9 protein-coding genes and 1 tRNA gene are annotated in these 11,588 nt (G+C 72.7%); 1 reads left to right on the forward strand and 9 read right to left on the reverse strand.

The features are described from left to right. Positions 1 to 10: 10 nt before the first annotated feature. The 3 genes from ACA514_RS10560 to ACA514_RS10570 form a co-directional block, all read right to left on the reverse strand. Positions 11 to 1,489, reverse strand: a complete 1,479-nt coding sequence (locus ACA514_RS10560) for a serine/threonine-protein kinase (RefSeq protein ID WP_375040870.1) — start codon at positions 1,487 to 1,489, stop codon at positions 11 to 13. Between the two features lie 156 nt (positions 1,490 to 1,645). After that, positions 1,646 to 3,277, reverse strand: coding sequence for an L-glutamate gamma-semialdehyde dehydrogenase (gene pruA / locus ACA514_RS10565; protein ID WP_375040871.1), 1,632 nt, complete (start codon positions 3,275 to 3,277; stop codon positions 1,646 to 1,648). Positions 3,278 to 3,289: 12 nt separating this feature from the next. Beyond that, complete coding sequence (locus ACA514_RS10570) at positions 3,290 to 4,204, reverse strand: proline dehydrogenase family protein (RefSeq protein WP_375040872.1); 915 nt, start codon at positions 4,202 to 4,204, stop codon at positions 3,290 to 3,292. 107 nt (positions 4,205 to 4,311) lie between these two features. On the opposite strand from ACA514_RS10570, the gene ACA514_RS10575 reads away from it, so the two are divergent. Further along, positions 4,312 to 5,418 carry a PucR family transcriptional regulator gene (locus ACA514_RS10575; RefSeq protein ID WP_375040873.1) on the forward strand — a complete coding sequence of 369 codons (1,107 nt, stop codon included), beginning with the start codon at positions 4,312 to 4,314 and terminating at the stop codon, positions 5,416 to 5,418. Here ACA514_RS10575 and ACA514_RS10580 read toward each other — a convergent pair whose 3' ends face one another. The 6 genes from ACA514_RS10580 to ACA514_RS10605 all read right to left on the reverse strand — a co-directional run bounded on the left by ACA514_RS10580 (position 5,419) and on the right by ACA514_RS10605 (position 11,582). After that, entirely contained in the window at positions 5,419 to 6,981 is a 1,563-nt protein-coding gene (locus ACA514_RS10580; RefSeq protein ID WP_375040874.1) for an acyl-CoA synthetase, read from the reverse strand. Positions 6,982 to 7,027: 46 nt separating this feature from the next. Beyond that, positions 7,028 to 9,025, reverse strand: coding sequence for a SpoIIE family protein phosphatase (locus ACA514_RS10585; protein WP_375040875.1), 1,998 nt, complete (start codon positions 9,023 to 9,025; stop codon positions 7,028 to 7,030). A 339-nt stretch (positions 9,026 to 9,364) separates the two neighbouring features. Continuing rightward, a tRNA-Met gene (locus ACA514_RS10590) sits at positions 9,365 to 9,438 on the reverse strand. 56 nt (positions 9,439 to 9,494) lie between these two features. Next, entirely contained in the window at positions 9,495 to 10,544 is a 1,050-nt protein-coding gene (locus ACA514_RS10595) for a PDZ domain-containing protein (protein ID WP_375040876.1), read from the reverse strand. 28 nt (positions 10,545 to 10,572) lie between these two features. Further along, positions 10,573 to 11,019, reverse strand: a complete 447-nt coding sequence (locus tag ACA514_RS10600) for a molybdenum cofactor biosynthesis protein MoaE (protein WP_375040877.1) — start codon at positions 11,017 to 11,019, stop codon at positions 10,573 to 10,575. Positions 11,020 to 11,051: 32 nt separating this feature from the next. Beyond that, positions 11,052 to 11,582 carry a PPA1309 family protein gene (locus ACA514_RS10605; protein ID WP_375040878.1) on the reverse strand — a complete coding sequence of 177 codons (531 nt, stop codon included), beginning with the start codon at positions 11,580 to 11,582 and terminating at the stop codon, positions 11,052 to 11,054. Between the last annotated feature and the right edge of the window lie 6 nt (positions 11,583 to 11,588).

The following is an 11,588-nucleotide window of genomic DNA, read 5'->3' on the forward strand; positions in this document are numbered from 1 at the left end:
GGCGGGCCGCTCACCCGGCCGACGGCGCGGGCGAGGGGTCGCCGGTCCAGCCGAAGGGCGCCTGGAAGAGGCAGCTCACGCTGGCGAACTGCCCCTTGGCGGAGCGTTCCTGGATGACCTTGCCGTCCACGGAGATGCTGCAGTGGACGGTCCCGGCCTCGATCCCGGTGTTCCCGCCGATGCTCAGGAAGGTGAAGCGCGTGGCCTCGTACTTCTTGCTCCACGGCGGCTTCACCGACTCCCGGGTCATGCCGCCGTCCGGCGGGAAGATCATGACCGACAGGGGCGACACGCTCCCCGTCACCTTGTAGACGATCTTGTGGACCGCCGGTTCGGTCGGGGACGGGGACGCGGAGGTCGTCAGGGCGGTGGCGACCGGGGACGACCGGCCGCTCCCGGCGCTCACCCCACCGCCGTCCGGGGGGCCGCTGAGGACGGCGAGCGCGACGGCGGCGACCACGATGGCGGCGACGGCGAGCGCCGCACCCGCCGGGACCAGCACCCGCGCGGACGGCCGGCCCCCGCGCGGCCGTCCGGGCAGGACCGCCGTTCCCGGGTTCGTCGCCGGGCCCAGGTGCGCGAACCCCAGCGGGGGCGGACCGGCGGGCGGCGGGACCACGGGAGGCGGCGGGGTCATCGGGCCGTGCCCGGTGGCCCGCAGGTAGGACGCGACGGCGGCGGCGCTCGCCGGACGCTGTTCCATCGACTTCGCGAGCAGGTCGAGGAGGAGCCGCTCCAGCTGCGGCGGCACGTCCGGGCGGACGGCGCCCACGCGCGGCGGCGGCTCGTTCAGGTGCGCGTACAGCAGGCCGGGCAGTCCGGAGCCCGAGCGGAAGGGGGGCGCACCGGTCAGGAGCTCGTGCAGGACGCACCCGAAGGCGTAGAGGTCGGACCGGAAGTCGGCGGCCTCCCCGCGGAACTGCTCGGGCGCCATGTAGAGGGGGGTGCCGACGGACCCGCCGTCCTGGGTGAGCCGCGTCGCGGCGTCGGCGAGGCCGGCGATGCCGAAGTCGCACAGCTTGAGGCGCCCGTCGGCGAGGACGAACAGGTTCGCGGGCTTGATGTCGCGGTGCACGATCCCGCGCGAGTGCGCGGCGGCGAGGGCGTCGGCGAGCTGGACGGCGAGGGCGACGGCCTCGGCCACCGGCAGCCCGCCGGGGTGCCGGCGCACGATCGTGCGGAGGTCCTCGCCTTCGAGGAGCTCCATCACCAGGTAGGCGAGGCCGTCGCCGGTGCGTCCGACGTCGAACACGACGGTGATGCCGGGATGCTGGAGCGCGGCGGCGGCCTCCGCCTCCCGCTCGAAGCGGTCCATCGCGCCCGGCACGTCCACGAGTTCGGCGGGCAGCGCCTTGACGGCGACCGGGCGGCGCAGCCGGGCGTCGACGGCGCGCCAGACCTCGCCCATGCCGCCGCGGCCGATCAGGCTCTCCAGCCGGTACCGGCCGTCGAGTTCCGTTCCGGCGGCGAGCCGGGGCCCGTCCGTCATGCCCGCCTCCCGGCGGCCTTCGCGCTCACGAGCCGATTATGCGTTCAGACGAACGCTGTTGTCCATTTGACTCGCGCGCCGGCCGGGGGACGGGACGCCTGACGCCCGCGGTCGGGAGCGGGATCCCGGCCGCGGGCGCCACGCCGCAGGACGGCGTCAGCCCATGTGCGGGTACCGGTAATCGGTCGGCGGCACGAACGTCTCCTTGATCGAGCGCGGGGACGTCCAGCGCAGCAGGTTGAACACCGAGCCGGCCTTGTCGTTGGTGCCGGACGCGCGGGCCCCGCCGAACGGCTGCTGCCCGACGACGGCGCCGGTCGGCTTGTCGTTGACGTAGAAGTTGCCGGCGGCGTACCGGAGCACCTCGGAGGCGTGCGCGATCGCGGCCCGGTCGGTGGCGACGACGGCGCCGGTCAGCGCGTAGTCGGCGACCGACTCCATCTGCGCGAGCATCTCCTCGTACCGGTCGTCGTCATAGACGTGGACGCCGAGGATCGGCCCGAAGTACTCCGTCCGGAAGATCTCGTTCTCGGGGTCGTCCGACACCAGGACGGTCGGCCGCACGAAGTACCCGACCGAGTCGTCGCAGGTGCCGCCCGCGACGACCGCGACCGACGGGTCCTGCTTCGCCCGGTCGATCGCCGCCTTGTTCTTCGCGAACGCCCGCTCGTCGATCACCGCGCCGATGAAGTTGGACAGGTCGGACACGTCACCCATGGTGAGGCCCTCCACCTCGTCCACGAGCCGCTCCTTGAACCCGTTCTCCCAGATGGAGCGCGGGACGTAGGCGCGCGACGCGGCGGAGCACTTCTGCCCCTGGTACTCGAACGCGCCGCGCACCAGGACGGTCTTCAGCACGTCCGGGTCGGCGGACGGGTGGGCGACGACGAAGTCCTTGCCGCCCGTCTCGCCGACGAGCCGCGGATAGCTCCGGAACTTCTCGATGTTGCTCCCGACCGTCTTCCACAGGTGCTGGAACGTCGCGGTCGAACCGGTGAAGTGGATGCCGGCGAGCTCCGGATGCGCGAGCGCCACCTCCGACACGGCCAGGCCGTCCCCGGTCACCAGGTTGATGACGCCCGGCGGGAGTCCGGCCTCCTCCAGCAGCCGCATGGTCAGCACGGCCGCGTAGGTCTGCGTCGGCGACGGCTTCCACACCACGACGTTGCCCATCAGCGCGGGCGCGGTCGGCAGGTTCGCGGCGATCGCGGTGAAGTTGAACGGGGTGATCGCGTAGACGAACCCCTCCAGCGGCCGCAGGTCCGACCGGTTCCACACGCCGGGGCTGCTGACCGGCTGCTCGGCGAGCAGCCGCCGCGCGTAGCTCACGTTGAACCGCCAGAAGTCGACCAGCTCGCACGGGCTGTCGATCTCCGCCTGCTGGACGGTCTTGGACTGCCCGAGCATCGTCGCGGCGAGGATCGTCTCCCGCCACGGCCCGGCGAGCAGGTCGGCGGCGCGCAGGAAGACCGCGGCGCGCTCGTCGAACGGCAGCGCCCGCCACGCCGGAGCGGCCTCGAGCGCGGCGCCGATCGCGTCGCGGGCGTCGCCGGCCGTCGCGGTCCCGAACGTCCCGAGCACCGACGCGTGCCTGTGCGGCTGCACCACGGCGACCTTCGCGCCCGCGCCCAGCCGCCGCTCGCCGCCGATCGTCATGGGCAGGTCGGCGGGGGCCGCGGCGGCCAGCTCCGCCAGCTTCGCCTCCAGCCGGGCCCGCTCGGCGCTGCCGGGCGCGTACCCGCGCACCGGCTCGTTCGCGGGCGTCGGAACGGTGGTCACGGCGTCCATGGAAGGGGCCTCCTAGTGAGAGACGAACGAACGGAGAAAGAAGACGAGGTTGGCGGGCCGTTCGGCCAGGCGGCGCATGAAGTAGCCGTACCAGTCGCTCCCGTACGGCACGTAGACGCGCATCCGGTGGTCCTGCGCGAGCCGCCGCTGCTCACCGGCACGGATGCCGTACAGCATCTGGAACTCGTAGGAATCGGGCGACCGGTCATTCGTGATCGCCAGCGTCCGCGCGATGTCGATCAGCCGCGGGTCATGGCTGCCGACCATCGGGTAGCCGTCCCCGGTCATGAGCACCCGCAGGCCCCGCACGTAGGCGCGGTCGATCTCGGCCCTGCTCTCGAACGCCACCGACGCGGGTTCCGCGTAGGCGCCCTTGACGAGCCGGACCCGCGACCCCTCGTGCGCCAGGTCGCGCAGGTCGCCCTCCGTCCGGCGCAGCATCGCCTGGATCGCGACACCGGTCCGCGGGAAGTCGGCCCGCAGCTTGCCGAGGACCTCCAGCGTGGAATCGACGGTGGTGTGGTCCTCCATGTCCAGGGTGACCGTCATGCCCGCCCGGTCGGCCGCCGAGCAGATCTCCCGGGCGTGGTCCAGGGCGAGATCGCCGGGCAGCGCCTGCCCGAGCGCCGACAGCTTCACCGACGCGTCCGCGCCGTCCGCCAGGCCCCGCTCGGCGAACGCGTCGAACATCGCCAGGTAGGCGTCCCGCGTGGCCTCGGCCTGCGCCCGCTCGCGCGTGTACTCGCCCAGGTGGTCCAGCGTGACCCGGAGCCCGTCGCCGGTCAGCTCCCGCACCGCCCGGACGGCCGCGTCCAGGTCCTCCCCGGCGACGAACCGGTCGACGACCCGCCGCGTCAACGGCACGGAGGTCACCAGGCCGCGCGTCCGGTCGCTGCGCGCGGCGGCAAGCAGAAGGGGGCTGAGCATGAGGGCCTCCTACGAAGTCGGTCACCTCGCACGTTAGGAGCCGGAGCCCGTCATCTCGTATAGTCAAATGCCACTTTCATTCGACTCCCTCTTCATACAGATGTCACATGGCCCCTGACCTGCAAGAGATCGTGGAACTCGCCGCCGACCTCCTCGGCGCCCCGGCGACCCTGGAGGACCGCGACTTCCACCTCGTCGCCTACGCCGCGCACGGCGACACGATCGACCCCGTCCGGATGGACTCGATCCTGCACCGCCGCGCGACCGAGGCCGTCCGCACCCGCTTCGAGTCCCACGGCATCGCCCGCGCCACCGGGCCCGTCCGCATCCCCGCCGACCACGCGCTCGGCCAGCTCGGCCGGCTCTGCCTGCCCGTCCGCTGGAACAACGTCACCTACGGCTACCTCTGGCTGCTGGACGACCAGGAGCGCATCACCGACGCCGCCCGCGCCATGCCCCTCTGCGAGCGCGCCGGCCTCCTCATGGCCCGCCAGGCCCGCGAACGCGACGACCTCGGCTGGAAGGTCGCCGACCTCCTGTCCGCCCAGCCCGACGTCCGCGCCCAGGCCGCCAACGAGCTCGCCGAGGCCGGCGTCCCGGACCCGCCGCTGGCCGTCGCGGTCCTGCGCACCCCGAGCACCGACCCGCTCAACCCGTGGCTGCTCCCCCACTCCGTCCTCGCCACGGTCTGGCAGCGCGACCACGTCCTGGTGATCCCGGCGTCGGCGGCCCCGCACGCCATCGTCGACCGCGCCCGCCGCCTCCTGGAGGAGCGCACCGGCCCCGTCCACGCGGGCTTCTTCTCCCCCTGCCCGACCCTGGAGACCGTCCACGAGGGCTGGCTGCGCGCCCGCGTCGCCGCCCGCACCGCCGCCGCCGGCGAGACCCGCGACTGGACGTCCCTGGGCGTCCTGCGCCTCCTGCGCGCCGCCGGCGACGAGGCGCTCGTCCAGACGACCCGGACCCCGGGGACCGAGCGCCTCCTCGACCACCCCGACCTGGCCCGCACCGCCCGCACCTACCTGGACCGGGCGGGCAACGTCCAGAAGACCGCCGAGGCCCTCAACATCCACCGGCAGACCCTCTACCACCGCCTCCGCCGCATCGAGGAACTGACGGCCCTGACCCTGGCCGACGGCCAGGACCGCCTCACCCTCCACCTGGCCCTCACCCTCGCCCCCTACGTCGGCCAGGAGCGCAACGCCGAGACCTGATCAGGACTCGGCGAGACGAGCGTGCAGGCTCCGCAGCTCCCGCTTGAGGATCTTTCCGCTCGGGTTCTTCGGCAGCGACTCCGCCAGCACCACGTACTTCGGCCGCTTGTACCCCGCGAGCCGGTCCCGCACATGCGCGTGCACGTCGTCGACGCTCAGGGCGGCCCCTGGCCTCGGCACGACGACCGCCGTGACGGCCTCGATCCAGCGCGGATGGCCGATGCCGAAAACGGCGACCTCCGCGACGCCGTCCAGCTCGTAGATCGCCTCCTCGACCTCCCGGCTGGCGACGTTCTCCCCGCCCGTCTTGATCATGTCCTTCTTGCGGTCGACCACGGACAGGTAGCCGTCCTCGGTCATGACCCCGAGGTCGCCCGAGTGGAACCACCCGCCCCGGAACGCCTCCTCGGTCTTGCCCTCGTCGTTGTAGTACCCCAGCGCCGCGTGCGGGCTGCGATGCACGATCTCGCCGACCTCACCCGCCGGCACCGGATTCCCGTCGTCGTCGACGAGCATCGTCTCCACGTTGACGGCCGCCCGCCCCGCACTGCCGGCCCGCTCCAACTGCTCGTCCGGACGCAGGATCGTCGCGAGCGGCGCCATCTCCGTCTGCCCGTAGAAGTTCCACAACCGCACGTCCGGCAGCCGTCGCAGCAGCTCCCGCAGCACCTCCACCGGCATCGCGGACGCCCCGTAGTACCCCTTCCGCAGGCTGGACAGGTCCCGCCGGTCGAAGTCGGGATGCCGCAGCAGCGAGATCCACACGGTCGGCGGGCAGAACAGCTTCGTGGCCTTCTCCCGCTCGATCGTCTCCAGCAGCACCGCCGGGTCGGGCCCCGGCAGGATCACGCTGGTCGCGCCCAGATACACGTCCACCGAGAAGAAGCAGTCGAGCTGCGCGCAGTGGTACATCGGCAGCGCGTGCACCTCGACGTCATCGGCGGACATCTCCCCGTCGACGATGCAGCTCACATACTGGCTGATCAGCGACCGGCTGGTCAGCATCACGCCCTTGGGCCGCGACTCGGTCCCCGACGTGTACATCAGCCGCAGCGGATCGTCGTCCCCGACCAGCACGTCCGGCGCCGCGGCGGAACCGTCCCGGCACCACCCGTCGACGTCCTCCCACCCTTCGGACGCCCCGCCGATCCGCCCCCGCACCCCGCCCTCGACACCGGCCGCCGCCAGCGCCTTCTCCGCCACGGGCACCAGCGCGCCCTCGGCCACGATCCCGGACGCGCCCGAATGCCCGAGGATGTAGGCGATCTCATCGGCGCCCAGCATGAAGTTGACCGGCACCAGCACGACGCCCAGCTTCGCCGTCGCGAACGCCAGCACCGCGTACTGCCAGCAGTTGTGCGACAGAAGAGCGAGCCGGTCGCCCTTCCCCAGCCCCCGCCCCGCCAGCGCGTTCGCCGCCCGGTTCACCGCCGCGTCGAACTCCGCGTACGTGAACCGCCGCTCCCCGTCGACCACCGCGAGCTTCCCCGGATACCGCCGAGCCGTCCGATGCAGCAGATCGCCATAGGAGTGCTGCCGGGCACGCGCCACCGACGAGGACATGAGACACCACCATTTCCGGACGAACCACCTGCTCAAGTGATCTGGATCATAGTGGCCGGGTGCGGGCCAGCAGCAGTGTCACGTCGTCCTCGGCGCGCTCGGTCACCATGGTGTCGATCACGCTCGTGCAGAGGCCGTCCAGCGACGCGCCGCCGCCGGCCAGTGCGGCGCTCAGGCGCCGCATGCCCTCCCCGAGGTCGGACTCGCGGCGCTCGATCAGCCCGTCGGTGTAGAGGGCCAGCAGGGTCCCCCCTTCGAGTTCGAACTCGACGGACCGGTGCGAGCCCAGCCCGAGCCCGATCGGCGTGCCGGTCGGAAGGTCGGGGAAGGCGGCCTCGCCGCCGGGCCGGACGACCGCCGGCGGCAGATGCCCGGCCGAGGCCATGACGCAGCGCCGCGTGGCCGGGTCGTAGAGGACGTACAGGCAGGTGGCGGCGATCGGGGACAGCGCGCTGCGGTCTTCCTCCTCGTCCTGCCGGGCGTACAGCTCGTCGAGGCGGCTGAGCAGCTCGTCCGGCGGGAGGCCGAGGTAGGCGAGCGTGCGCATGGCGGTGCGCAGGCGCCCCATGCTCGCGGCGGCGTTGATGCCGTGCCCGGTCACATCGCCCACGACCAGCGCGATGCGGGAGTCCTCCAGCGGGATGGTGTCGTACCAGTCCCCGCCCACGCCCTGGTGAACGTCCGAGGGCAGGTAACGCGAGGCCAGGTCGATGGCGTCACCGCCGCACAGCTTCCGCGGCAGCAGTTGCCGCTGCAGGGCGAGGGCCGCGTCGTGCTCGACGGTGTACTGGCGCGCGTTGTCCAGGCTCAGCGCGGCCCGGGCGGCGAGCTCCTCGGCGAGCAGCAGGTCGTCCCTGGTGAAGGGCGTCTCGTCGACGGTACGGATGAAGGTGGCGACCCCGAGGAGCCTGCCGCGCGCCTTCAGCGGGACCATCATCAGCGTGTGCATGCCCATCGTGCGCACGACGTGGGCGCGGTGCGGGTCGTCGTCGAGCCAGGTCCCGGGCGAGATGTGCACCACGGGCTCGAAGTACGAGGTGCCGGATTCCAGGACCGCGCTGAGCGGGGACGAGGGCGGCACGTACACCGGCTGGCCCTGCGGCCACAGCGCGTCGGGGACCCCGCCCTGCACCGAGGTGAGGGCGGCCCGGCGGAACACCGGGAAGCCCGTCTCCATCGGCCCCAGACGCTCCAGGGGCCGGGGCCCCGGCATGACCGCTTCGGTGAGGTCGACGCTGACGTAGTCGGCCAGGCGCGGCACGGCCAGGTCGGAGAGTTCCTGCGCGGTCTGCTGGACGTCGAGGGTGGTGCCGATCTCGACGCTGGCCCGCCGCAGCAGCGCCAGGCGTTCGCGGGCCCTGCTGTAGGTGATGTCGATGGCCGTCAGGCAGACGCCGAGATGGCGTGCGTCGAGGCCGTCCACCCGGAACAGGAAGGTGGAGAAGGTGCGTTCCTCGCCGTCCCGCGACCAGCGCACCTCGCGGTCCAGCACGGGCTCGCCATCGGCGAGCACCGTGCGGACCAGTTCCGGTGGGGCCACGGAGCCGTCCTCGGGCAGGGGCCGGCCGACCTGGAAGTAGGGGAACACGCCCTCCAGCCGCTGCGCCCGCTCGTTGCGCCAGGCCGACCGCAGGTCGGTGTCCCAGGCGACCATCACGACGGGGGCGGCGGCGAGCAGCGGCTCCAGCACCGAGGTGCCGATGGTGAAGGCCGCGGCGGGTATCGCCGCGATCACCCAGGCGGGCGCGCCGCCCGGGGTGTCGATGCGGATCCGCTCGGAGCGCGTGACGATCTGCGTACCGTCCCGGTGGCGAAGGTCCAGCATCCCGACCCGGTGGTCCTCGTCGCCCTGCCCGCCCCGCCACGTCCAGATCCGCTCCGCGCGGTCCCGTTCCATCCGCAGGTCGGTGCCCGGCCGTCCGAGGATCTCCTCGGACCGGTAGCCGAGGAGCTCCTCGGCCATCTTCGACCAGCCGACCATGACGCCCTCGGCGCTGAGCACCCCGATCGCCGGAACAGGAGCGTCCGCCTCCCGCCCCCACATGCGGCTCCGAACCATAATCGCCATACAACCACGCCCGACAGGCGAAACCCCAGCTGACCTGCACCAACAGCAAACCCCCAAGGAACAGCAAAGGGCGAAGCCCAAGCGAGGCAAGGGGCGAAGCCCCAAAGCGTGCGCCGGGAGCGTGGGGGCGAAGCCCCAATGGGGGCAAGGGGCGAAGCCCCAAAAACAGGGCGCAGAGCAACAACCCGCACCAACAAGGGGGCGTGGGGGCGGAGCCCCCACATCGGGGGGCCCGGGGGGTCGCCCCCCCGAAAACGGCGAAGGGCCCTCCCGGGAAGCAGGCGAAGCCTGCGACCAGGAGGACCCTAGGACCCGTAGCGGGGGCAGGATTTGAACCTGCGACCTCTGGGTTATGAGCCCAGCGAGCTACCGAACTGCTCCACCCCGCGGTGATGACTCAAGCCTATGGGGCGGGGGTTGCTTGCGCAAACCGGGCCCGGAGGGGTCACTTGGTGCAGGCGGGGACGGTGCCTTTGCCGGTGGTGATGGCGTTGAGGGCCTGGACGGCGGAGTGCAGGGTATCGGCGCGGACGAGGCGGAGGCCGTCGGGGCGGGCGCCGAGGGCTTCGGAGCAGTTCTTCTGGGGGGTGAGGAAGACGGTGGCGCCGGCGCGGCGGGCGGCGACCATCTTCTGCTGGATGCCGCCGATGGGGCTGACCTGGCCGTTCGGGTCGATCTCGCCGGTGCCGGCGATGAACTTGCCGGCGCTGAGGGGGCCGGGGGTGAGCTTGTCGTAGATGGCGAGGGCGAACATGAGGCCGGCGCTGGGGCCGCCGATGTCGCCGACGCTGATGTCGATCTTGAAGGGGAACTTGTACTGGTCGCCGAGGACGACGCCGACGACGGCGCGCTTGCCGGTGGGGTCGGCGACGGTGGTGAAGGCCTGGGTGCTCTCCTTGCCGCCGCGCTGGACGGTCAGGGCGACCTTGTCGCCGATCTTGCGTTTGGCCATGGCGCCGGTGACCTGGGCGGTGCTGGTGACCTTGGCGCCGTCGAGGGCGGTGACCTGGTCGCCGGGCTGCAGCTTTCCGTCGGCGGGGCGGCCCTTCTGGACGCCCTGGACGATCACCTGGGTCTGCAGCGGGACGCCGAGCTCGTGCAGGGCGGCGGCCTTGGCGCTCTGCTGGGAGTCCTGCATCTGCCGGGTGTTCTCCTGGTCGACCTGCTTCTGGCTCTCGTCCTTGGGGAAGTAGAGCTCCTCGGGGACGATCGCGGTGTCGTGGTCGAACCAGCCGCGCAGGGCGGTGAACAGGTCGATGCGCCCGCCGGGGCCGCCGCGGTAGGTGACGGTGGTGAAGTTGAGGTGCCCCTCGTCGGGGTAGGTCTTGCGGCCGTCGATGACGATGACCGGCTGGCCCTTCTCGTTGGTGCCGAGGGTGTTGCTCGTCGGGCCGGGCATCAGCGCGATGTACGGCACCGGCATGAGGGACCCGACGAGGGCCAGCGCGAGGACGAGGACGCTCGCGACGGTGAGCGTGGCGGCACGACGAGACATGGTCGGAACTCTATGCGCCCGCGGGGCTTCAGCAGGCCCCGACCCACTCGTCTCCGCCGTCGGCGAAGGTCTGGTGCTTCCAGATGGGGACCTGCGCCTTGAGGTCGTCGATGAGGCGGCGGCACGCCTCGAACGCCTCGGCGCGGTGGGGGCAGGACGCGGCGACGACGACGGCGAGGTCGCCGATCTCCAGGTCGCCGACGCGGTGGACGGCGGCGAGGGCGCGGACGGGGAGGTCGGCGGCGACCTTCTCCATGACGGCGCGGAGTTCGCGCCGCACGGTGGGGTGGGCGCTGTAGGACAGGGCGCTGACGTCGCGGGCGTGGTCGTGGTCGCGGACGGTCCCGACGAACAGCGCGACGCCGCCGGCGGCGGGGTCGCCGACGGCGCCGAACACCTCGTCGACCGACAGCGGGGTGTCGCGGATCTCGGCGAGCCGGATGACGTTCCCGGCGGCGGCGCTGTCTTCGCTCACGTTCCGCAGGCTACCTTCCCCGCGCGCCGCGGCTAGTGCGCGGGGACGGGCTCGTCCGGCTCGAAGGTGGCGGCGAGGGCCTCGGCGAGGGCGGGGACGAGGTCGGGCCCGGCGAGGACCTCGTCGTCGGCGTCGTGCCGGCGCAGCCGGAGCGCGGAGTGCCGGGCGCCGTCCCGCAGCACGCCGACGATCATGCGGACGTCCTCGCGCCCGGGATGGTTCGCGGCGTACGCGGCGGCCTCCGCCTCGTCCTCGGGGATCTCCTCCTCGGCGTCCGGCGGCAGCACGACCCGTTCGATCACGAGGGCGCAGCCCTCGACGGTGTCGGGCCAGGCGATGGCGGCGAGGGCGTCCTCGACGCCGGCCTTCTCCGGCAGGGCGGGCTGCTCGAGGGCGGCGAGGGTCTCGGTGTCGGGGGGCAGGCCGAGCTGGTCGGCGAGTTCGGGCTCGGCGCGGCGCAGTTCGGTGCTGCGGACGAGGGCGTAGAGGCGGGGCGCGGTGTCCCAGCCCTCCTGCGCCGAGTGGCGTTCGAGGTCCAGCACGACTTCTTCCAGAAGACTCACGGGCCC

The organism is Actinomadura sp. NTSP31 (genome assembly GCF_041951385.1).
Taxonomy (GTDB): Bacteria; Actinomycetota; Actinomycetes; order Streptosporangiales; family Streptosporangiaceae; genus Spirillospora; species Spirillospora napierensis.